This window comes from Streptomyces sp. AA1529, assembly GCF_000280905.1.
GTDB lineage: Bacteria > Actinomycetota > Actinomycetes > Streptomycetales > Streptomycetaceae > Streptomyces.
Genome location: NZ_ALAP01000015.1, coordinates 79,382 through 102,863, shown reverse-complemented (window position 1 = coordinate 102,863; position 23,482 = coordinate 79,382). Strand labels below are relative to the sequence as shown.

13 protein-coding genes are annotated in these 23,482 nt (G+C 73.1%); 5 read left to right on the top strand and 8 right to left on the bottom strand.

Features of this window, described 5'->3' with window-relative positions:
- Positions 1-2: 2 nt before the first annotated feature.
- The gene (locus tag A949_RS0103215; RefSeq protein ID WP_078534003.1) at positions 3-518 is read right to left on the bottom strand and encodes a MarR family winged helix-turn-helix transcriptional regulator; all 516 of its coding nucleotides are present in this window, start codon (positions 516-518) and stop codon (positions 3-5) included.
- A 237-nt stretch (positions 519-755) separates the two neighbouring features.
- Here A949_RS0103215 and A949_RS0103210 point away from each other — a divergent pair, with 237 nt between their 5' ends.
- A complete protein-coding gene (locus A949_RS0103210) occupies positions 756-1,709 on the top strand; it encodes a lysozyme (RefSeq protein ID WP_026004298.1) in 954 nt (317 codons plus the stop codon).
- Between the two features lie 73 nt (positions 1,710-1,782).
- Here the strand turns inward: A949_RS0103210 and lon are convergent, their stop codons facing one another.
- Positions 1,783-4,233: an endopeptidase La gene (gene lon, locus A949_RS0103205; RefSeq protein WP_019354562.1), complete on the bottom strand. Its 2,451-nt coding sequence runs from the start codon at positions 4,231-4,233 to the stop codon at positions 1,783-1,785.
- Positions 4,234-4,545: 312 nt separating this feature from the next.
- Here lon and A949_RS0103200 point away from each other — a divergent pair, with 312 nt between their 5' ends.
- From A949_RS0103200 to A949_RS0103185, 4 genes are all read left to right on the top strand, one after another.
- Entirely contained in the window at positions 4,546-5,322 is a 777-nt protein-coding gene (locus tag A949_RS0103200) for a spermidine synthase (RefSeq protein WP_026004297.1), read from the top strand.
- Between the two features lie 69 nt (positions 5,323-5,391).
- Positions 5,392-6,189 (top strand): response regulator transcription factor, encoded by a 798-nt coding sequence (locus A949_RS0103195; RefSeq protein ID WP_019354560.1) that lies wholly within the window; start codon positions 5,392-5,394, stop codon positions 6,187-6,189.
- An 89-nt stretch (positions 6,190-6,278) separates the two neighbouring features.
- Entirely contained in the window at positions 6,279-7,424 is a 1,146-nt protein-coding gene (locus A949_RS32295; protein ID WP_051019380.1) for a sensor histidine kinase, read from the top strand.
- 224 nt (positions 7,425-7,648) lie between these two features.
- Positions 7,649-11,509 (top strand): multifunctional oxoglutarate decarboxylase/oxoglutarate dehydrogenase thiamine pyrophosphate-binding subunit/dihydrolipoyllysine-residue succinyltransferase subunit, encoded by a 3,861-nt coding sequence (locus A949_RS0103185; protein WP_019354558.1) that lies wholly within the window; start codon positions 7,649-7,651, stop codon positions 11,507-11,509.
- 112 nt (positions 11,510-11,621) lie between these two features.
- Here A949_RS0103185 and fxsT read toward each other — a convergent pair whose 3' ends face one another.
- From fxsT to A949_RS0103155, 6 genes are all read right to left on the bottom strand, one after another.
- The gene (gene fxsT / locus A949_RS0103180; protein ID WP_026004296.1) at positions 11,622-14,642 is read right to left on the bottom strand and encodes an FxSxx-COOH system tetratricopeptide repeat protein; all 3,021 of its coding nucleotides are present in this window, start codon (positions 14,640-14,642) and stop codon (positions 11,622-11,624) included.
- A 60-nt stretch (positions 14,643-14,702) separates the two neighbouring features.
- A complete protein-coding gene (locus A949_RS32290; protein ID WP_106428720.1) occupies positions 14,703-16,052 on the bottom strand; it encodes an aKG-HExxH-type peptide beta-hydroxylase in 1,350 nt (449 codons plus the stop codon).
- On the bottom strand, positions 16,039-16,401 hold the full coding sequence (locus A949_RS32285) for a hypothetical protein (protein WP_019354555.1): 363 nt from the start codon (positions 16,399-16,401) through the stop codon (positions 16,039-16,041). The genes A949_RS32290 and A949_RS32285 overlap by 14 nt, the downstream gene beginning before the upstream one ends.
- 243 nt (positions 16,402-16,644) lie before the next feature.
- Positions 16,645-19,854, bottom strand: a complete 3,210-nt coding sequence (locus tag A949_RS0103165; RefSeq protein ID WP_019354554.1) for an SAV_2336 N-terminal domain-related protein — start codon at positions 19,852-19,854, stop codon at positions 16,645-16,647.
- A 7-nt stretch (positions 19,855-19,861) separates the two neighbouring features.
- A complete protein-coding gene (locus A949_RS0103160; RefSeq protein ID WP_019354553.1) occupies positions 19,862-20,917 on the bottom strand; it encodes an AAA family ATPase in 1,056 nt (351 codons plus the stop codon).
- Positions 20,914-23,223 carry a VMAP-C domain-containing protein gene (locus A949_RS0103155; protein WP_019354552.1) on the bottom strand — a complete coding sequence of 770 codons (2,310 nt, stop codon included), beginning with the start codon at positions 23,221-23,223 and terminating at the stop codon, positions 20,914-20,916. The genes A949_RS0103160 and A949_RS0103155 overlap by 4 nt, the downstream gene beginning before the upstream one ends.
- Positions 23,224-23,482 lie beyond the last annotated feature (259 nt).

The window sequence follows — 23,482 nt, the reverse complement described above, 5'->3', positions numbered from 1 at the left end:
GGCTACTCGTCCTGGTCGGCCAGCGAGTTGAGGCGGTGGAGGAGGCGGGCCAGCTCGGCGATCTCCATGCGGTCCCAGGCGGCGAGCTTGCGGGCGTAGGACAGGCGGCGGGCGTCCCGTACCCGGGTGAACCGCTCCCGGCCCTCCGCGGTGAGGCGGACGAGCGAGGCGCGCCGGTCCGCGGGGTCGGTGCGCCGGTCCACCAGGCCGAGCTGCAGGAGCGCGTGCAGCTGGCGGCTTATCGTCGCCTTGCCGACTCCGAAGTAGGCGGCGAGTTCGGTCGCCCGCTGCTCGCCCGCGTCCTCGAGGCGGACCAGCAGTCCGTAGGCGGCGGGTTCCAGGTCGGGGTGGACCTGGCGGGCCATCTCGCCCGAGGAGGCGCGGGCGCGGCGCAGAAAGACGGCCAACTCGCGTTCGACGTCGAGGCATTCGGGGCCGAACGGCGCTGCCGGGTCCTCGTGGCCCGCGGGGTCTGTGGACTTCTTGTGCACGTCAGTGGTGCCTCCGGCGTTTTCCATGAAGAAACTTATCTCCAGCGAGCCCGATAGTCGCAGCTCCGCCAGTATTTCGCAGGAGTAGACCAACGGCAGCGGGCGGGGCGTCTTCCGCGTGGCCGGTCTACGCGCGTACCTTCGTCCTGACATGACCACACCAGTGGCGTGTTGTTGCTCCCGCGCGTCGCAGAGCAAAACCCCCCACATCGGTAAATACTACGTACGTACCAGACCCCCACCACCGAGGCTCCGGAGGCAGCGATGCCCAGCTTCAGATCCGGTACGGCCCGTCGCAGACGCGGAATCGCGGCTGTCATCGGGATGTTCGTCTCCCTTCTCGCACTCGTCCTGGCACTTCCGGGCGCGGCCTCGGCCGCTTCCGGCAACGGGGACAGCGGTACGAAGTCGGCCAAGGCCACGACACCTGGCAAGGCCTCGGAATCGGCCAAGAGCACCGCGGGCCTGCGCGGCAATCCCAAGGCGCCCGCCAAGCGCGGCGAAGCCTGGATGGGCGCGGGTGTGCGGATGCACGAGGGCGACTCCACCGACGGTACCCAGCCCGACAAGAACCGCGCCGGCCTGCTCGCGTCGGTCCACGGCGTGGACGTCAGCAGCCACCAGGGGAACGTCGCCTGGTCGACGCTGTGGAACAGCGGGGTCCGCTTCGCCTACGCCAAGGCGACCGAGGGCACCAGCTACAAGAACCCCTACTTCGCCCAGCAGTACAACGGCTCCTACAACGTGGGCATGATCAGGGGCGCGTACCACTTCGCGCTGCCCAACTCCTCCAGCGGCGCCACCCAGGCGAACTACTTCGCCAGCAACGGCGGCGGCTGGAGCAAGGACGGCAAGACCCTGCCGGGCGTACTCGACATCGAGTACAACCCCTACGGGGCGACCTGCTTCGGCCTGAGCAAGAGCGCGATGGTGAACTGGATCAAGGACTTCACCAGCACCTACAAGGCGCGGACCGGCCGCGACGCGGTCATCTACACCACCACGAGCTGGTGGACCCAGTGCACCGGCAACAGCAGTGCCTTCGGGAACTCCAACCCGCTCTGGATCGCCCGCTACGCCTCCTCGCCGGGCACCCTCCCGGCCGGGTGGGGCTTCTACACCTTCTGGCAGTACACCTCCAGCGGCCCGACCGTGGGTGACCACGACTACTTCAACGGGTCGATGACCCGTCTGAAGGTTCTGGCCAACGGAGGCTGAGCAGTTCCGTCACACCGCGCATGCGAGTGGCCCCCGCCGTCCGGCGGGGGCCACTCTGCGCCGGTCGCGCCCGTCACGCCGCGACCGGTGCCTCCCTCGCAGGTGCCTGCGCGGGGGTCAGCGCCAGCTCCAGGACCTGGCGGACGTCGGAGACCGGGTGGACGTCGAGGCCCTCCAGCACCTCCGCCGGAACATCGTCCAGGTCGGGCTCGTTCCGCTTCGGGATGACCACCGTGGTCACCCCGGCCCGGTGCGCCGCCAGCAGCTTCTGCTTGACGCCGCCGATGGGCAGCACCCGGCCGGTCAGCGACACCTCACCGGTCATCGCCACCTCGGGCCGCACCTGGCGACCGCTCAGCAGCGAGGCCAGGGCCGTCGTCATGGTGACACCGGCACTGGGACCGTCCTTGGGCACGGCGCCCGCCGGTACGTGCAGGTGGATGCCGCGCTCCTTCAGATCGCCGACCGGCAGCTCCAGTTCCGCGCCGCGGGAGCGGAGGTAGGACAGCGCGATGTGCGCGGACTCCTTCATCACGTCGCCGAGCTGTCCGGTCAGGGTCAGCCCGGAGGCACCCGTCTCGGGGTCGGCCAGCGACGCCTCGACGAAGAGCACGTCGCCCCCGGTTCCGGTGACGGCCAGCCCGGTCGCCACACCGGGCACCGCGGTGCGGCGCTCGGCCGGGTCCTGTGCGGCCTCGGGGGTGTGCCGGGGACGGCCGATCAGCTCGCGCAGCGCGTCCACCCCGACGCTGTAGGGCAGCTCCGCCTCGCCCAATTGGTGCTTGGCCGCCACCTTGCGGAGCACCCGCTGCACGGACCGCTCCAGCGAGCGGACGCCTGCCTCCCGGGTGTACTCCGCGGCCAGCTTGCGCAGCGCGGGCTCCTCGATGACGACCTCGCCGCTCTCCAGCCCGGCCCGCTCCAGCTGCCGGGGCAGCAGGTGGTCGCGGGCGATGGTGACCTTCTCGTGCTCGGTGTACCCGTCGAGCTCGACGACCTCCATCCGGTCGAGCAGCGGCTGCGGCACGGCCTCCAGGACATTGGCGGTGGCCAGGAAGACGACGTCGGACAGGTCGAGCTCGACCTCCAGGTAGTGGTCCCGGAAGGTGTGGTTCTGCGCCGGGTCCAGCACCTCCAGCAGCGCGGCCGCCGGGTCGCCCCGGAAGTCGGAGCCGACCTTGTCGACCTCGTCCAGCAGCACGACCGGGTTCATCGATCCGGCCTCCTTGACGGCCCGGACGATCCGGCCCGGCTGGGCACCGACGTAGGTGCGCCGGTGGCCGCGGATCTCGGCCTCGTCCCGGACGCCGCCGAGCGCGACGCGGACGAACTTCCGGCCCATCGCACGGGCGACGCTCTCGCCGAGCGAGGTCTTCCCGACCCCGGGAGGTCCGGTCAGTGCCAGCACCGCTCCGCCGCGGCGTCCGCCGACGACGCCGAGTCCGCGCTCGGCGCGCCGCTTGCGGACGGCGAGGTACTCGGTGATGCGCTCCTTGACGTCCTGCAGACCGGCATGGTCCGCGTCCAGCACGCGCTGGGCGCTGGTGATGTCGTAGGCGTCCTCGGTGCGCTCGTTCCAGGGCATCTCCAGGACGGTGTCGAGCCAGGTGCGGATCCAGCTGCCCTCGGGCGACTGGTCACTGGAGCGCTCCAGCTTGTCGACCTCCTTGAGGGCGGCCTTCTCGACCTCCTCGGGCAGTCCGGCGGCCTCGACGCGGGCACGGTAGTCCTCGCCCTCGCCCTCCGGGTCGCCGTTGAGCTCGCTCAGCTCCTTGCGGACCGCGTCGAGCTGGCGGCGCAGCAGGAACTCGCGCTGCTGCTTGTCCACCCCTTCCTGGACGTCCTTGGCGATGGACTCGGCCACGTCCTGCTCGGCCAGGTGCTCGCGCAGCGCGCCGATGGCGAGCCGGAGCCGCTCGACGGGGTCGGTGGTCTCCAGCAGCTGCAGCTTCTGCTCGGTGGACAGGAACGGGGAGTAGCCCGCGTTGTCGGCGAGCTGGCCGGCGTCGTCGATCTGCTGCACCCGGTCCACGACCTGCCAGGCGCCGCGCTTGCGCAGCCAGTCGGTGATGAGTGCCTTGTACTCCTTCATCTGCTCGGCGACCTGGCCGGGCTCGGAGGCTCCCCGGCCGGAGGCGGGGGAAGGGTCGGGCACGGCGACGGGCGTGCCCTCGACCCACAGGGCGGCCCCGGGCCCGGTCGTCCCGGTACCGACGCGGATCCGGCGCACTCCGCGGATCAGCACCCCGGGGTCGCCGTCCGCGAGGCGGCCGGTCTGCTCCACCCGGCCCTCGACGCCGATCTCCGCATGGCTGCCCTCGATCCTCGGGACCAGCAGCACCCGCGGCTTCTCCCCGTCGGGCGCGTCCGAGGCGGCGGACTTCGCGGCATCGACGGCGGCCCGCACATCGTTGTCCGAGAGCTCCAGCGGCACCACCATTCCCGGCAGCACGACACCGTCCTCGGCGTCGATGGGCAGCACGGGCAGGGTGAGCGGTGTGGACTCCAGGGACTCAGCAGCCATGATCTCTCCCTAGGCAGGCAAGTTGAGTAGTACCCGCTCAATGCTTTTGAGGCTGCTGATGTTCCCCGAGGAGGAGGGAGGCGCGTTCGCCGTGAGCGATCGGACCTCCCGTCGTTCCCCGGCACGCGGAGGCGACCGCCCGGCCACCCGCGACTGCGCCCGCCGGAACGGGGACGCGCACCCCGCCGCGTCACCCGGACGTGGTGTGGTCAGCCCGCGTGGGGCGGGCGATCCGAGCGGAGGCCACCGCCCCGGGGTGCGATTGACGTGATCATTCTCATCGACTCACCACGGCCGTCCTACGCTGCTCCCATGTCGAACCCCGCGACCCCCGCGTCCCGCTCAGCCGCCCCGGAGGAGACAGTCACCCTCGAGTGGCGCTCGGGACCGTACGGCGAGGTGGTCCTGCGGCAGCGCGGCGCACACTTCGAGATCATCGCCAACGGCTGCTTCCTGATGGACACCTCCGACGGCCGCTCGGAACGGCTGCTGGTGCGTGCGGCCCTGGACGCACTCTCCCGGGGCGGGGAGGACCACGCCGGGCGGACCGTGACTCCCCCGGGGGCGGAGGACCGGACGGGCCGCCCAGCCGGCCCGCGGCTGCTCATCGGCGGCCTCGGAGTCGGCTTCTCGCTGGCGGAGGCGGCGGCCGAGCCGCACTGGGGCCGGGTGACGGTCGTCGAGCGGGAGCCCGCGATCCTGGACTGGCACCGCGGCGGACCGCTCTCCGGAATCTCCGGACCGGCGCTGGCCGACCCGCGGACCGAACTGGTGGAAGCCGACCTGGTGGCCTACGTCCATCGGGCCGCCGAGACCGGGCCGCGCTTCGACGCGCTGTGTCTGGACATCGACAACGGCCCGGAGTGGACGGTCACCGACGGCAACTCCACCCTCTACTCCCCCGCCGGGCTGGCCGCCTGCCGCGCGGCCCTGGCCCCCGGCGGGATCCTGGCCGTGTGGTCGGCCCAGCCGTCGTCCGCATTCGAGGGATCTCTGCGCAATGCGGGCTTCTGCCGTGTTCGGACGGATGAGATCCCGGTCGCCCGAGGCGTCCCCGACGTGGTCCACTTCGCGGCCCGACCGGCGTAGCCGAGGCCCGTAGCAGGCCCTTACGCTGCTGTCCCAGGAAAGCCGGAAGAGCCACAGGGGCGGGGTCGCATGGACCAGAAGAACACCACTCAGACACCTGGCGGCGCTGCCGCCGCGACCACCCCGGGCGCGCAGCGCCGCATCCTCGTCGTGGAGGACGATCCCACCATCGTGGACGCTCTCGCACGGCGGCTGCGTGCCGAGGGCTTCCAGGTGCAGACCGCGGGGGACGGGCCCGCCGCCGTGGACACCGCCGAGGCCTGGCAGCCGGACCTGCTGGTGCTGGACGTGATGCTGCCCGGATTCGACGGCCTGGAGGTCTGCCGCCGGGTGCAGGCCCAGCGCCCGGTGCCGGTGCTGATGCTGACCGCGCGGGACGACGAGACGGACATGCTGGTCGGACTCGGCGTGGGCGCCGACGACTACATGACCAAGCCGTTCTCCATGCGCGAGGTCGCGGCCCGCGTGCATGTGCTGCTGCGCAGGGTCGAGCGGGCCACGCTGGCCGCGCACACGCCGCGCAGCGGCATCCTGCGGCTCGGGGAGCTGGAGATCGACCACGCGCAGCGGCGGGTCCGGGTCACCGGCGAGGACGTGCACCTGACACCCACCGAGTTCGATCTGCTGGTGTGCCTGGCCCACTCGCCCCGAGCGGTGCTCTCGCGCGAGCAGCTGCTGGCCGAGGTGTGGGACTGGGCCGACGCCTCCGGCACCCGCACCGTCGACAGCCACATCAAGGCGCTGCGCCGCAAGATCGGCGCGGAGCGGATCCGCACCGTGCACGGGGTCGGCTACGCGCTGGAGACACCGGGCAACCCGGACGGCGCGCCGGCACCGGTCACGGGCGCCGCGGCGGAGAGCTCCTGACGGCCGGAGGGCGGAGCGAGGTGTCCGTTTCCGTGTCCGTCACCCTCCGGGCGCGCACCCGCTCGTGCGCGCGCCGGGTCGTCCGCTTCCTGGGCCGTGCGCTGGTCCGCTGCCGCCGGGCCGCGGCGCGGCAGGGCGCCGAGGCCTGGGGCCAGCTGTGGGAAGGCCTGCGGCCGGTCGACCCGTACCGGTCGGTGAAGGCGGCCCTGGGCTGGCTGGTGATCGTCTCCGTGGTGATCACCACACTGCTGGCGCTCTTCGCGGTGCAGTCGGCGACCGAGCTGCGCGTCATCACGATCATCTCCATCGTGGCCTCGCTGCTGATCACCCAGTTCGTGGCGCAGTCGCTGACCGCACCGCTGGACGAGATGAGCAGCGTGGCCAAGGCGATGGCCGGCGGCGACTACTCCCGGCGGGTGCGCGGCGAGCGGCGCGACGAGTTCGGTGAGCTGGCTGCGAACTTCAACCGGATGGCGGCCGACCTGGAGGCCGTCGACCAGCACCGCAAGGAGCTGGTGGCCAATGTCTCGCACGAGCTGCGCACCCCGATCGCGGCACTGCGCGCGGTGCTGGAGAACGTGGTGGACGGGGTCTCGGACGCCGATCCGGAGACGATGCGCACGGCCCTGTCGCAGACCGAGCGGCTGGGCCGCCTCGTGGACCATCTGCTGGACCTCTCCCGGCTGGACAACGGGGTGGTGCCGCTGGGCTCGCGGCGCTTCGAGGTGTGGCCGTATCTGGCGGGGGTGCTGAAGGAGGCCAACATGAGCAAGGGCTCGGGCCACTCCCGCAAGGACGTCCATCTGCATCTGGACGTCTCCCCGCCCGAGCTGCGGGCCTATGCGGACCCGGAGCGGCTGCACCAGGTCGTGGCCAACCTGATCGACAACGCCGTGAAGCACAGCCCGCAGCACGGCCGGGTCACGGTGCGGGCCAGGCCCGGCGCGGCCGCCGAGGGCGACGGGAGCCTGGAGATGGAGGTGCTGGACGAGGGGCCCGGCATCCCCGAGTCGGAGCGGGACCGGGTCTTCGACCGGTTCAACGGCACGCACAGCACCGAGTCGGCCACCGGGCGCAAGGGCGGCGGGATCAGTCCAGGAGGCGGCACCGGGCTGGGGCTGGCGATAGCCCGGTGGGCGGTGGAACTGCACGGGGGCCGGATCAGAGTGGCCGAATCTCCCCGCGGTTGCCGGATCCAGCTCACTCTTCCGGGGACGAGTCAGCCGCAGGTTTGACGTAGCCTCGCAGGTGAAACCCCGCAGACGCGAAATAGGGGCTGCCCGGTTCCGGTGCCGAGGCGGAACCGGGAGTGATTCCCGCCAAATTCCGCCCCGAAACCGCCGCCGCGATGTGATGTACGTGACCAAGAGCGGCCCGGACTCCACCAATCGTCCGGAGAGGCGTAGCCTTTATTTCCGCTGTCCACCACCTAAGGAAGCGGAAGAGGGCGGTTGCCGCCGTGTCGTCACAGTCCCCCAACAGCTCATCGAGCACCACCACGGAACGGAAGGACGGTCCGGGCAAGGAACCCGGCCCGTCGTTCGGCCCGAACGAGTGGCTCGTCGACGAGATCTACCAGCAGTACCTCCAGGACCCGAACTCGGTAGACCGAGCCTGGTGGGACTTCTTCGCTGACTATCAGCCGGAGTCCTCCGACGGAAGCACGGCGCCGAACAGCGCGGGCACCCCCCGGGACAACGCCCCGGCGCCCGCCAAGGCCGCCCCGGCCCAGCAGCCGGCCGCGTCCGGACCGGCCGCGGCGCAGCCCGCCGGGGCGCCCGCTCCGGCGCAGGCGCCCGCCGCCGAGCCGAAGCAGGCCGCCGCACAGCCGAAGCAGGCGCAGCCCGCGCCGAAGCAGGCCGCACCCGCGAAGCCCGCGGCGCAGCAGCCCGCGCAGCCGGGCGGCGCGAAGGCCTCGGCGGCGGAGAGCGCCGAGGGACCGGAGTACGTGGCGCTGCGCGGCCCCTCGGCGGCCGTGGCCAAGAACATGAACGCCTCGCTGGAGCTGCCCACGGCCACGTCCGTGCGCGCGGTCCCGGTGAAGCTGCTGTTCGACAACCGCATCGTCATCAACAACCACCTCAAGCGCGCCCGCGGCGGCAAGGTGTCCTTCACGCACCTGATCGGCTACGCCATGGTGCAGGCGCTGAAGGCGATGCCCTCGATGAACCACGCGTTCACCGAGAAGGACGGCAAGCCCACCCTGGTCAAGCCGGACCACGTGAACCTGGGCCTGGCCATCGACCTGGTGAAGCCGAACGGCGAGCGGCAGCTCGTCGTGGCGGGCATCAAGAAGGCCGAGACGCTGACCTTCTTCGAGTTCTGGCAGGCGTACGAGGACATCGTCCGCCGCGCCCGGAACAACAAGCTGACGATGGAGGACTTCTCCGGCGTCACCTGCTCGCTGACCAACCCCGGCGGCATCGGCACCGTGCACTCCGTGCCGCGCCTGATGCCGGGCCAGGGCCTGATCATGGGCGTCGGCGCGATGGAGTACCCGGCGGAGTTCCAGGGCACCTCGCAGGACACCCTCAACCGGCTCGGCGTCTCCAAGGTGATGACGCTGACCAGCACCTACGATCACCGCGTCATCCAGGGCGCGGCGTCGGGCGAGTTCCTGCGCCAGGTGGCCAACCTGCTGCTGGGCGAGAACGGCTTCTACGACGAGATCTTCAAGGCGCTGCGCATCCCGTACGAGCCGGTGCGCTGGAACCAGGACATCGACGCCTCGCACGACGACGACGTCACCAAGGCGGCGCGGGTCTTCGACCTCATCCACTCCTACCGGGTGCGCGGCCACATCATGGCCGACACCGACCCGCTGGAGTACAAGCAGCGCAAGCACCCCGACCTGGACATCACCGAGCACGGGCTCACCCTGTGGGACCTGGAGCGGGAGTTCGCGGTCGGCGGCTTCGCCGGCAAGTCCATGATGAAGCTGCGCGACATCCTCGGCGTGCTGCGCGACTCGTACTGCCGCACCACCGGCATCGAGTACATGCACATCCAGGACCCCAAGCAGCGCAAGTGGATCCAGGACCGGGTCGAGCTGCAGCACGTCAAGCCGGAGCGCGAGGAGCAGCTGCGCATCCTGCGCCGCCTCAACGCCGCCGAGGCGTTCGAGACGTTCCTGCAGACCAAGTACGTGGGGCAGAAGCGGTTCTCGCTGGAGGGCGGCGAGTCCGTCATCCCGCTGCTGGACGCGGTGATCGACGCGGCCGCCGAGTCGCGGCTGGACGAGGCCGTGATCGGCATGGCGCACCGCGGCCGGCTGAACGTGCTGGCGAACATCGTGGGCAAGCCCTACGCGCAGATCTTCCGGGAGTTCGAGGGCAACCTCGACCCGAAGTCGATGCACGGCTCCGGCGACGTGAAGTACCACCTGGGGGCCGAGGGCGTCTTCACCGGCCTGGACGGCGAGCAGATCAAGGTCTCGCTCACCGCCAACCCGTCCCATCTGGAGGCCGTCGACCCGGTCCTGGAAGGTGTCGCACGCGCCAAGCAGGACATCATCGGCAAGGGCGGCACGGACTTCACGGTGCTGCCACTCGCCCTGCACGGCGACGCGGCCTTCGCGGGCCAGGGCGTGGTGGCCGAGACGCTCAACATGTCGCAGCTGCGCGGCTACCGCACCGGCGGCACCATCCACGTGGTCATCAACAACCAGGTCGGCTTCACCGCGGCCCCCGAGTCGGCGCGCTCCTCGATGTACTCGACGGACGTGGCCCGCATGGTCGAGGCGCCGATCTTCCACGTGAACGGCGACGACCCGGAGGCCGTCGTCCGGGTGGCGCGACTGGCGTTCGAGTACCGGCAGGCGTTCAACAAGGACGTGGTCATCGACCTGCTCTGCTACCGGCGCCGCGGTCACAACGAGACCGACAACCCGAAGTTCACCCAGCCGCTGATGTACGACCTGATCGACCGCAAGCGCTCGGTGCGCAAGCTCTACACCGAGTCGCTGATCGGCCGGGGCGACATCACGCTGGAGGAGGCCGAGCAGGCGCTCCAGGACTTCCAGGGCCAGCTGGAGAAGGTCTTCACGGAGGTCCGGGACGCCACCTCGGCGCCGGCACCGGCCGAGGTCCCCGCGCCGCAGGCGGAGTTCCCGGTGCACGTGGAGACGGCCATCAGCCAGGAGGTCGTCAAGCGGATCGCCGAGTCGCAGGTCAACATCCCCGAGCGGGTCTCGGTCCACCCCCGGCTGACGCCGCAGCTCCAGCGGCGCGCGCAGATGGTCGAGGACGACACGATCGACTGGGGCATGGGGGAGACGCTCGCCATCGGCTCGCTGCTGATGGAGGGCACCCCGGTCCGGCTGGCGGGCCAGGACTCGCGCCGCGGCACGTTCGGCCAGCGGCACGCCGTGCTGCTGGACCAGAACACCGGTGACGACTACACGCCGCTGCTGTACCTCTCCGACGACCAGGCCCGCTACAACGTCTACGACTCGCTGCTGAGCGAGTACGCGGCGATGGGCTTCGAGTACGGCTACTCGCTGGCCCGCTCGAACGCGCTGGTGATGTGGGAGGCGCAGTTCGGCGACTTCATGAACGGCGCCCAGACGGTCATCGACGAGTTCATCTCCTCGGCCGAGCAGAAGTGGAACCAGACCTCCGGGGTCACCCTGCTGCTGCCGCACGGCTACGAGGGCCAGGGCCCGGACCACTCCTCGGCCCGGATCGAGCGGTTCCTGCAGCTCTGCGCGCAGAACAGCATGACGGTCGCGATGCCGTCGCTGCCCTCCAGCTACTTCCACCTGCTGCGCTGGCAGGTGCACAACCCGCACCACAAGCCGCTGGTCATCTTCACCCCGAAGTCGATGCTGCGGATGAAGGCGGCGGCCTCGAAGACGGAGGAGTTCACCAGCGGCGGGTTCCGCCCGGTCCTCGGCGACACCATGGTCGACGACGGCAGTATCGATCCGGCCAAGGTCCGCAAGGTGGTCTTCTGCTCCGGCAAGGTCTACTACGACCTGGACGCCGAGCGGACCAAGCGCGGGCTGACCGACACGGCGATCATCCGGCTGGAGCGGCTCTACCCGCTGCCCGGCAAGGAGATCCAGACCGAGATGGCGCGGTTCTCCAACGCCGAGAAGTACATCTGGGCCCAGGAGGAGCCGGCCAACCAGGGCGCATGGCCGTTCATCGCCCTGAATCTGGTCGACCACCTCGACCTGATCATCGGCTCGGAGCCGGTGCCGAACGCGGACCGGCTGCGCCGCGTCTCCCGGCCGTCCTCGTCCTCGCCCGCCGTGGGCTCGGGCAAGCGGCACGCGGAGGAGCAGGCGCAGCTCCTCAAGGAGGTCTTCGAGATCTGAGCGGTCCTGCCGTACCGGGCCGGGGGCCTCGCCGCACAGCTGTGCGGCGGGGCCCCCGGCCGTGCGGGGCCCGGACCGCGTGCTGCTGCCCGCCCGGACCGCGGAGGGCGGGTCAGCCCAGGTACGGCTCGTAGTCCCAGTAGGGACGGGTGCGCTGGCGGGCGGCGAGCGTGTGGTGGTGCTGGGCGCCGAGCGAGTGGGTGAACCGCTCCAGGGCCGTGCTCTCCAGCGTGCGGGCCTCCTCGCGGCGCCGCAGCGAGCGCAGGTCGCCCGCGTGGGCGACCATGCACGACAGGGTGAGCGGATGGTCCTCGCCCAGTGCCCGCCGGGAGCGCTCCAGGGTGTCACCGCTCAGCTCGTAGGCGTCCTCCAGCGCCTCGCTGAAGTTGCGCCCACCGCTGGCGTTCAGGGCGCAGCCCAGGGTGGTGGGGTGGTCGGCGCCCAGCAGCGTGGTGAGTCCGACCAGTGCCTGCTCGAACATGTTGAGCGCGCCGTCGCGTTCGCCCTCCGCCTGGAGCACCAGGCCCGCGTTGGACTGCATCGCGGTGGGGACCGGGTGCGCCTGGCCGAGCAGCGAGCGGAATCCGTCCTCCGCCTCGATCAGCAGTTCCCGGGCCAGGCCCACGTCCCCCTGTTCGCGCAGGAAGTTGCCGTAGTCGGTCAGCAGCGACAGCGTGGAGTAGTGGCTGCGGTTGTGCACCTTCTCGTGCTGCTCCAGCAGGAGCGCCATGGCGGTGGCGATGTCCTGGCCCGGGGCGCCCGCCCTGCGCTGGCACAGCAGCAGGTTGTGCCGGGCCATGAGGGTCTGCGGATGCTGGGCACCGAGCACCTGCAGGTGCAGCCGCATGCCGAGTTCCTGCCGGGCCAGCGCCTCCTGGTAGCGGCCCATCAGCCGCAGATCGCGGGCGCTGGCGTTGCCGGAGGCGAGGGTGTGCGGGTGCCGGGCGCGCAGTTCCTGCTCGCGTTTACGGAGGGTGTCCAGGTCCGTTTCGTAGGCGTCCTCGTAGCGGCCCAGTAGCCGCAGGCCGACGGCCAGATTGTGCTGGGCGAGCAGGCTCGTCCACTCCAATGGGCCGTAGAGCCTACGGGAGACCGCGACCACCTGCTCCTGCAGGTGCAGCGCCTCGTCGTACTGCCCCAGCAGCCGCAGATCGGAGGCGAGGCAGCTGGTGGCGTCCATGACGGCCTCCTCATGGAGGCCGTCGGCGTGCGGCATTCCGCGCAGCCGCTGCAGCCGGGCACTGTCGAGCACCTGCGCCTCCCGGAAGCGGCCCCGCTGGCGCAGCAGATTGCCCTGGAGGGTGGCCAGGGCCAGCATCTGGTCCGCCGCCGGGTCCAGGAACGTCTCCCAGTCCGCGCGGATGCTCTCGGCCAGCTCGGAGCCGACGCTGTACTCGCCGCTGGCGAAGCAGTAGCGCAGGCAGTTGAGCAGCATCTCCTGGACCCGGCGCTCCTTGCTGGCGGGTGCCGCCGAGGCCACCAGATGGGGCAGCATCTCGGCGTACCGGCCCCACTGGCGGCTGTCGTTCGGCGTTCCCGGGTCGGCCTCCACCAGCAGCCGGTGCACGGTGTCGCGGTAGACCTCGTCCTCCCGCCCCCGGGTCAGCTCACCGATGACGCTGTGGACGACCTGGTGCATGTGCACGGAGTCGTTCTGGTCGACGTCGCCCATCGCGGGCGCGCGGGCCTCGCGGGTGAGCACCGAGTAGTTGACGAGGGAGTCCAGGGCGCGGGACCAGCCGGAGCGGTCGCTGCTGAGCCAGCGCAGACTCTCGGGGAGTTCACCGGACGGGATGGCTCGGGCCAGGCCCAGCGGGATGCGCCCGGGGGCGAAGACCGAGCACAGGGAGAGCAGTTCGACGGCGCGCGGCTCGGACTTGCGCAGCTTGTTGAGCAGCATCGACCAGGAGGTCAGCGACGAGTACGGGTAGTCGTCCGGCATGGTGTTGCTCTCCAGCCGGGTGAGCCCGACACCGCGCACCATGCGCAGATACTCGGGCACCTCCATGCCCTCCTCGCCCAGCCAGGCGGCGGCCTGCGCGAGCTGCAGCGGAAGGTCCTGGAACTCGCCCGCCACCTGGTCGGCCTGCTCGACGGTGATGTGCGGGGCGCGGCGCATCAGGTAGCCGGTGGACTCGGCCCGGCGGAAGGCGCTGATCTGCTTGATGTCGGTGCCGGCCCGCCAGCTCTTGTTGCGGGAGGTGATCAGGACGTGCCCGCTGCCACCCTGCGGGAGGTAGCCGGCCGCGTCCTCGGGCTCCTCCCAGCCGTCGAAGATCAGCAGCCAGCGGCCGGAGGGCTCGTTCCGGCGCAGCGCGTCGCGTACCGCGCGGACCCGCTCACCGACCTCCCCGGAGCTGTCGAGGCCGATCTCGGCGGCGAGCGCGCCGAAGGTGTCGCGCTGGGTGTTGCGCTGGTCGCAGTTGACCCACCAGACCACGTCGTAGTCGGGGGCGAAGCGGTGCGCGTACTCGGCCGCGATCTGCGTCTTGCCGATACCGGCCGTGCCGACCAGGGTGCAGACGGCGGCGCCGTGCTCGGCGTCCATCAGCCGCTGCTGGAGGTCGCCGAGGATGACGTCGCGTCCGGTGAAGCGGCCGTTGCGACGCGGTACCTCGCCCCAGACGGCGGGGGGATCGTTGGGGTAGCGGCTGGCGTAGCCGGGCTGCGGGACGGGCACGCGGCGGGGCCGCAGCCCCAGCCGGTTCAGCAGCCGGCGCTCGGCCTCCTCCTCGCCGACGCCCCACAGGTTGACCGGCTCCAGTACGGCGGTGGCGGGCAGCAGTTCGCGGTTGGTGAGGTTGACGGCGGCGAACTCCTCGGCGTGCTCGGCCACGTAGCCGCGCAGCACGGCGTTCCAGTCGGCCTCGGTGCGCGGGCCGAGCTGGAGGAACAGGTCGCTGATGACCAGCAGGACCCGCCCGGTGGCGAGCTGGAGGTCGCCGAGGGCTTCCGCCAGCGGCTGCTCGCGGTCCGGGTCCCAGCGCTGGAGCGTGGTGCGGTGCCCGTGGCTCTCCAGCCGGTGCGCGATCCAGTTGCCCCAGCCCCGGTGGTAGCCGGGAAAGACCACCACGAAGTGCTCGGGCTCCCCTCCGGGCGGCCTGCCCCGAGCCGTTTCCCGCTGAGCGACCATGCCTGCGTTCTCCCTCGTCCAGCAGCCGTCGCCGCCCCGCGGGCGACGTGTACGGCGAGATTACCCAAAGTGACCGTTCGTCAGCCTGTCTGCTGCGTTTTCCGCGTCGTCGGCCGGGTCACCGCGTTCCGCGTGCTCCGCGGCACGGACGGCCGGCCCGCCCGGGGAGCCGAGCCGCTCGTGGCGGCGGCGCATGCCCTCCACGAACTCTGTGCCCTGCCGGGTGAGTTGACCAGAGCCCAGAAGGAGGAAAAGAGCGTGGTCGACCTGGGCCCGGTAGTCCGCGGCGCGGCGCCGGGCGGCTGCGCGCTCGGCTGCCGGGGACGCGGCCCGGTCCGCGAGCCTGCCCCACAGGTCGGCGAGGGCCAGATGTGCGTAGGTGCCCTGCACGACGGCGCCCAGCGGTCTGGGATCGCTGCGCCAGCCCACCCGGAAGACGGCCTCGGCGGACTCGTGGTCCAACCGTACGACCCCGCCCAGGACGGCCAGTTTGCTGTGCTGCACCTCGTGGACGAGCACCTCCGCCATCTCCTGGGGCGACTCCGGAAGGGTCGTCAGCACCGCCCAGGGCGCTGCCAGCCGGGTGGCGCTGGCCCGCCCGTCGGGCTTCCACCGGACGGGGACCACGGTCCGTACGAGGGCCGCCACCTCAGTGGCCCGCTCGGGGTCGGCGTCGCGCAGCAGGGCCAGCGCCCGCGTCCACAGCTCCCGCCACTCGCGGGCCTCGCCGGGTGCCGTCACAGTGGTCGGCAGCAGGCCCGCGAGCCCGGCACGGCCCTCCTCCCGGGCCAGGTGCGGATCGCGGTCGTCCAGGACGGCGCGGCCGCCGGGCAGCCGGTTCAGCGGACGCCAGGGGCCGGCCGGCGGCACCTCGTGGCGCAGCAGGGCGCCTCGCGTCAGGGAGCTCGGCGCCCCGTCCGGCGGGGCGAAGGTGACGGTGCCGCCGTGTGCGGCGACCCGCACCCGGGGCGCCGCGCACAGATACGCGCCGAGTCCGGGAAGGGAGAGCCGTCCGGCGGACGCCGGCAGGTCGAGCCGGAAGTCGGCTCCGGCCGCGAGGGCGACGACGGCGGCGAGCGCGCCCAGGTCGGCGACGGCCGCCGCGAAGTCCTCCCCGGGCGGTGCGGCGAGCGCGTGCGCCAGCCAGTTCCCGGCCGCCGGGGAGCCGAGGGCGCGGCGCGCCGCGGCGGGGTCGAGTTGCTCGGCGTCCTCCAGCAGCGTCCAGTGCGCACGCAGGGCGCGGGCCGCCGGGCCGGGGAGCGGGGCGCGCTCGGCGCGGGTCAGCAGGGTCTTGAGCAGGACGAGGCGCCTGCTGTGCAGCCAGCCCTCCAGCGCGGCGGCCTCTCCCGGTACCGGCCGGGTCTCCCCCATCCGGCGCAGCCGGGGGCCCGGTATCTCAAGAGGGTTCATGGCGGCCCACGCCGTCTCCCGGGCCCGCGGGCGGGTCGGAGACGCCGTGGACCGGGCCGGAGGTTGACCGGATCGCGCCCCGTTTCCGACCTGTCCTCGGGGTGTTCACCTGCGGGGTGCCGGAGTGCCGCCGCTCGACCTGGCCGCCTTGGGTGCCGGACGAGCGCCACACCCGTGACAGTTCCTCGGGAGCGTGCAGCGTGCTCTCCACCGCGGCGGTGACGGCTGGATCGTCGCAGGTCCGAAGGGCGCGCAGGGTCACACCCGTCAGATCGGGCAGGGGCGGCTGCGGTGCGGCAGCGGGCCGGCGGCCCGGGCTGCGGACGGTGCCCTCGGTCCGCTTCGGCACGCTCTTCTCCTCCCTGGGGCCCCGCTCCGGGGTCGTGACACGGCTGCTGTCTCTTTCCCGAGGCGGATAGCCGGAAACCCGCGCGCGCCGCGCCGTCCTTGCATTCGGCCGGTCCTCGTCCTCCCCCGTGCACCGCATCGGTTCGTCCCCCTTCGCTTCCGGGTCTGCCGGTCCTTCGCCCCTCGGTCCGTCGTCGCCGCTCCGGCCGTGCCCGCCCGCCGTACCCGGCCGGGCCGGGCCCCGTCACCCCGGCAGTTCGGCCATCCGCTCCCGGGTGGCGCGTACCTCGGCCCAGGGGATGTCCGCGAGGTGACCGGCCAGCAGCTGCCACTCGGCCTCCGCGGCGCGGTAGTCGGCCAGCGCCTCCGCGGTGCGCCCCTGGGCGCGGTGGAACTCGGCCCGCCCGTGCAGGGCCCTGGCCGCGGTGAGGGAGCCGCCCGTACGCGTACCGGACAGCTCCTCCAGTGCTCTGCCGTACTCGCCGGCCGCCTGCTGGGCCTCGGGAGCGCCCGCGGGGAAGTGCGCACGCGCCGCGGCCAGGCGCAGCCACGCCTGTGCGCGGCTCCCGGCCTCCGGGCTCTGGCGGGCGGCCTGCTCCAGCAGGTGGCATCCCTCGTAGAGGTCGGGCAGGAAGCTCTCGCGTTCGTAGCGGAGCAGCAGGAGGCGGCCCAGCAGCAGCCCGGCCCTGGCCACGGTGGGGCTGCCGGAGGGGGCGCGGGTGAGGGCCTCACGCAGCGGGCCCTCCGCGCGTGCGAGGGCACCGATCTCGGTGAACAGCATCTCGCCCCACTCGACGAGCAGGTCGCCGCGCTGCGCGCTGTCCCGGTCGGACAGCTGTTCGGCTTCCGCGTACGCCGCGTTCGCCGCCTCCAGGTCCCCGGTCTCGCGCAGCACCCGGGCACGCTCGCGGACGCAGCGCAGCCGCAGTCCGGAGTGCTCCCCGGCCAGACTCCCGGCACGCGTCAGCACGTCGAGGCGTTCCTGCCGCGGGGCGCCGCTCAGCCGCAGGGCGGCCGCCAGGTCGAGAAGAGCCCCGCAGTGCTGCGCCCGGTGCTCCTCCGGGTGCTGTCCGGGCACCGCCGCGGGCCGGGGTTCGGAGGTCGTGGGGGCACCGGAGGGCTCGGGGGACCCGGGGGCGCGGTCTGCCAGCATGTCGCTCGCTTCGCGGAGTTCGCCGGCGGCCTCGGCGGCCGCCCGGTGACGGTGTTCGGGCGCGGTCCGGGCCAGGGCGAGCAGCACCCGGCCCAGCCGGAGTCTACGGGTGCGCTCGGCGTCCGGCGGGAGCGACGGGTCCGTCGTGTCCCGGCCGGTCGCCGTGGTGCGTCCGGCCAGCGAGCGCAGGAGCCCCTCGGCGCGCAGCAGGTGCCGGGTGCCGGCCGGGTCGGGCTCCGCCTGCGCGCCGCGTGCCTGCCACAGCGAGTACTCCACACCGGCGCGCTCCAGCAGTGTGCCGGGGGCGTCGCCGGTCAGCAGTTCGGCTGCCTCCCGGAGCAACGGCTCGGGGCCCTGCGGGCTGCGGCGCACGGAGGCCGTGCCGGCGAGGGCGTGCAGCACCCGGCCCAGGGCCAGCCGGGCGCGGAGGCTGTCGTGGTCGGCGGTGCGGGCGGTCTCGCCCACCGAGCGGGCGCGGTGCAGGAGTTGGATGTCGCCCTGGTCGCGCCAGCGGCGCAGCAGCCGCTCGGTCTCGGCCACCTGGTCGACCGCGGTCTGTTCGGGAAGGTAGAAGCGGACCACTTCGGCGGGGATCGTCGCGAACATCTCGTCCCCGTCCTCGGCCTCGTCGGGCCCGGCGGCCTCCTCCGCGGGTCCTCCGGAGGACCGGACCGGCTGGGCCGGGCCGGTGCGGCCGGAGAGCTGGGCGACGGCCACGGCGGCGAAGTTGCGGGTGCCCTTGCCGAAGCGCTGCGCCACGTAGCCGGACAGATGTTTGAGGATGAGGACGGCGGCGCCCTGGTCGAGCGACTGCAGCAGCAGCTCGCGGACGCCCGGCGCGAACGCGTAGCGCGGCCCGGACGGTTCTCCGCGGCCGTCGGCCGCCTCCCCGCGGCTGTGCGGGCCGTCATCCTCCGGCAGCCGGGTCAGCAGGCCGGACAGCAGCACTTCGGCCAGCTCCATCGACCCCGTGTCGGGCAGCATCGCCTCCTGCACCAGGTGGATGACCGGCAGCAGCAGCGGCACCACCGCCAGGTGGACGGCCAGGTCGAGGGCGCCGGGTGAGGCGCTGTTGCGGAACTCGCGCAGCAGGGTGCGGGCCGGTACGCCGCCCGGGGAGGTGCGCGGCGCGGGCATCGCCGGGTGCCGGGGCAGCACCCAGGCGGCGGCACCGGCGACCGCCCGCTCGCTCTCGGTGCCCAGCAGCCGCGCCCAGTTGCCCAGCGCCTCGGGTGTGGGCAGCAGCACCGGCACCGGCACCGCGTCGTCCTGCTCGGGCGCGGCGAAACTGTCCGGTTCGAAGGTGACGCGCCCGCCGGCTCCGCGCTCGCGCAGCAGCAGGCCGGGTTCGGCCGGCAGCGCGGTACGCGGCCACAGCCGGGGCGGCAGCGGCTGCACCACGGCCAGCGGGGAGCGCCCGGACCAGTGGTGCAGCAGGCGTTGCGCGCGGCCGTCCTGCCACAGCGCGCCGACGCAGTCGCTGACCACGAGGGTGAGCCGCCGCCCGGTGGTGTCGCGGTACTCGTCGGCGGGGCGCAGCCGCGCGGTCCCGTCGGCGGGACCGGTGCCGATGAGCGGGGCTCCGTCCGGGGCGCGGTGCAGATAGCGGACCTGGACGTCGCGGAAGGCGCCGAGCTGCTCGAAGGTCTGGCGCAGCCGCTCCAGGGTGGGCTGCCACACCGACGCGGTGGGTGAGGCGTCCATGAGGAGCTGGATCTCGCTGTAGCGGCGTTGCTCGGTGCCGAAGACGGGCAGCACGGTGGTGGAGCGGGCGCTCAGATCGGCAGTGGCCGCCTCGTCCAGCGCGCCGGTGGCCGGGGGCAGCGGCGGCCGGTAGCCGTGCAGCGGGCGCAGCGCGTGCTGCAGTTCCAGCAGTCCGGACAGCGCCCCCGCCGCGGGCGCCCGCACCGGGAAGCCGGCCGGCGGGGCCCCGCCGTGCCGGCGCGGCGCGAACAGCGAGACCGGGGCGGTGCGCTCCTGGACCGGGGCGGCGTCGGCGGGTTCGTCGGCGTCGTGGTCCTCGACTGGGGGCATGGGAGGCTCCGGCTGCGGCGTCCGGCTCCCTTGGTAGCGGGGGCCGGTGGAGTCCGCGTCGGGTTCCCGTGCAGCGCCGCCCGAGGCGAAGCGGGCGAGCCACAGTGCCTCGGCGAGCTCCTCGGACCCCGGCTCCCGGCCCGCGGCACGCAGCCGTGCCACCAGTTCCGTGACGTCCTGCCGGTACCGCTGCGCGGGCCCCGGGTCCGCGGTGGACTCCCGGCCGCTGCCCGGAGGCCGCCGCGGCGGGGTCGACGCCGCACTCATGTCACGGTCACCTCGGGCGGTCGAGCGGCCGCAGCAGCATCTCGGCGAGCCGGTCGCGGGAGACCCGCTCGACGCCGGAGGCGTGCTGGGTGAGGAACAGGGCGTTGAGGAGCTGGTCGGTGGCGATGACCTGGCCCGGCTGGCGCCGCAGGAACCGCTGGACCAGTTCGGCGCCGTCCTCCAGCGCCTCCTCTCCCAGGTGCGCGAGGACCATCGCGGCGAGCTGCTCGTCGCCGGGCGGTTTGAGGTCGAGCTGGATGCAGCGGCGCAGCAGCGCGGCCGGGAAGTCCCGCTCTCCGTTGGAGGTGAGCACGATGAACGGGAAGGCGGTGCAGCGCACCCGGCCGCCCTCGATCCGGGCCCGGTCGCCGTCCGCCGTCAGCACCTCGGTGACCGGCTCGCGGTCGGCGATGCGCTCCAGTTCGGGAAGGGTGAACTCGCCGTCCTCCAGGACGTTCAGCAGATCGCTGGGCAGGTCGATGTCGCTCTTGTCCAACTCGTCGACGAGCAGCACCCGGGGCAGCGGGACCCCGCCCGGCTCGGCGGGGCGCGCGGGCAACAGCGCCGTACCGAGCGGGCCGAGCCGCAGGTAGGACCCGATCGGCGGGCGGGCGGACGGAGTGCCGTCCCCGGCCACCGCGCGGTCCAGTTGGACGTCCTGCAGCCGGCCGATGGCGTCGTAGTGGTAGAGGCCGTCCTGCAGGGTGGTGCGGCTGACGATGGGCCAGCGCAGCACTCTGCCCAGGCCCAGCTCGTGTGCGACCGCGTGCGCGAGGGTGGACTTCCCGGTGCCGGGATTGCCGGTGACCAGCAGCGGACGGCGCAGGTACAGCGCCGCGTTGACGGCCTCGACCTCCTCGGGGCGCGGATGGAGGCTCTCCACCAGGCGGCGCCGGGCCCCCAGCCGCCGGGCGGTGTCGGCGCCCTCCGGACCGTCCCCGCCGTCCGGGGAGTCCGGGCCGGTGCCGGCGCCGGTGAAGTCCCGCCAGGGCGGCGGGTCGGGCAGCTCGCGCACAGCCTCGTGCGGCACCCCCGCACCGCGGTAGATGCGCCAATCGCTCACGGTGTGCTCCTCAACGCTGTCGGCGGCCTGGGCATGAGCGGTGGTTCGCGCAACGGTCCGTCCCCCGAGGTCCTGTGGGGCGGATCGTAGAGCAGGACGATATGCCGTGCCCAGGCCGACGAGGGATCAATTGGCGCGCTGTTGACGCCTGTTGACTCCTCCGGGTCATCGGCGGCCTCGGCGTTGCGGTTGCGCAGGGTTCTGATGTGCAGCGGGACCTGCCGCGCGGAGTGCGCCTCGGCCAGCAGTTCGGCGGCACGCCGGTGGAACTCGGCGCAGTCGTCGTGGTCCTGGCCGTCACCGCAGCCGTGCCGCCACAGCGCCATCGCGTGCCCCGCGCCGAGCGCCGCCGCCATGGCCCGCGCGCCCGGGCCGCCGCCGACCCGTGCGCAGTGGACCGGCACCGCACCGGGCGCCGCCGCGCGCAGTCTTCCGTAGGTGGCCTGCCCGCTCTCCGGACCGGGCGCGTCGTGCCCGGCGCCGGGCACCTCGCGGCGCAGCGGCACGGCCTCCAGCGGGCCGCTGAGGACCGCGGCGGCGCGGGTACGGCATTCCGGGGTGAAGCCCTGGTCCTTGCGCGTCCGGTCGCGCAGGACGACGAGTCTGCGCTGGCCCAGCGGCATGGTGTGCGGGTTGAAGGGATCGTCGGGGTCGTAGGGGCGGGCCCGCCATCCGTCCACCGGCTCGTCGAACAGCGGGCGCGGCAGCATGAACTCCACCGCCGCGAGGTGGTCGTCCACGTCGCACTGGTCGAGCGCCCGGGACAGCGCGGCGCGCACCGCTTCCTCCAGGCCGGAGCGCGGCGCGTCCTCCCGGCTCTGCTCGACGGTGAGCTCCTCCCGCTCGCCGTCCTCACCCGCGGCCTGGTCCGCGTCGGGCAGGTGTCCGAAGGCTCCGCCGGCGGGCTCGCCGGGGAGGTCGTCCTTGTCGGCCGGGCGCACCAGCGCCACCCGCCAGGCGTGCCGGCCGGAACCGTAGATGTCCGGTTCTATCTCCACCAGGACGTCGGCGCGCGCCGCGGAGGCCGCGCGGTGGCCGTCCAGCACACCGGGGACCTGGGCCCGGATGACGTCGTTGAGCAGGGTCCGCGCCGTGCGCTCCACCCACTCGCGCAGCTCGGCCAGTGCGCGGACCGCGCGCGGCGTACGCCCGGGACCCGATCGGTGGAGCGCGGCCGTCACCTTCGCGGCGTACAGCACCACCGCTTCCAGCGCGAGGTCCGGGGACGGTTCCTCCTCGGCCGTGCTGTGGTCCCGCGGGTCGTAGAGCAGGCCCGCGCCCTCCCGCCAGGAGCGCGGATCGTGGTCGCGGAGGGTGTAGGGCCGGCGCAGCACCATGTTCCGGGCCTCGTTGGCCAGTTGCAGCACCTGACCGGCCCCGGTGGGCGGCTCGACCTCGGCGAACAGCGCGTACAGCTCCGCGCGCCGGTCGACGGTGAATCCGTAGGCGGGCTCGCCGCCGGTGGGGCCCAGCCGGGCGTGCTGCCGGTGCCAGCTGTGGCCGAATCCGGTGTAGCGGCTCAGGTGGTGCCGGTCGTGTGCGGAGAGCACCTCGTGCAGCACCCGGGCGCCGCGCGGGCCCGCGTCGCACAGTCGGCGCAGGGCCGTGACGGGCGTCGCCAGGCCCGTGCCCGGCCGCCGGCCGGCTCCCTTGCTGACGCCCAGCACCGTGCCGCGCCGCTGGTCGAGCACGGGCCCGCCGGAGCAGCCCTCGGTCAGCTGGTCGCCGCTGAGCATGAGCGGGCGGCCGACGACCCCGGTGGCCTTCCCCAGCCCGGTGAAGAACATCTGCTCGCCCCGGACCTCACCCGGCGCCCAGCCGTACAGTCCGATGTCCGCGGGGGTCAGCACGGAACGGTCGCTCAGCCACAGGCAGTCGGCGTCCTCGGCGCCCGGCACCCGCACCAGCGCCAGATCGGGGAAGGGCCAGGGGGAGGGCGGTGCCTGGGGGTCCTCGGGGCGCGGCAGTCCGAAGGCCAGCTCTCCGAGGAGGACGGTGCCGCCGCCCCCGCCGGTGCCGTCCGCGGCGCCGGGGCCGCCCGTGCTGCCCGCGGCGTCCCCGATCGTGATGCCGATGGCGCGCTCCCCCCTCCAGACGGGCGCGGCCCCCTTGGCGAGGACGTGTGCGCACGTGAGGACCCATCCGGGCGCGACGAAGAAGCCGCTCCCCCAGAACGCTCGCCGGCTCCTGTCGCTGCGACGGCTGTCGCCGCTTGTCCCGCTGCTTCCGTCGTACCCCTCGGGGGGTGCCCCGATGCGCACCACCGAGGTCCGAACGGAGTCTGCGAGGTTCGCGGGGGCGTTCATACGGCACAGGGCGCGCACGGCAGCACGCCGAATCGTGAACCGCCGTGTCGCGCGGCTCGCACTCCTGTCACAACGCTCCCCCTCCACGCCGGGTTCCCCGCAGCCCTCCAGCAGGCTAGTGGCCGCAACTGACAGGCGGGAGCAGCGGGTTCGCAACCCGCCCGGCTCCGCTGCCGGTTGGGACGGTGGCTCCTCCCCCGGTCCGCCGGATACCGGTTCGCCCTCACCCTTCGCCGGGCGGGGTCGCCCTTCGCCGATC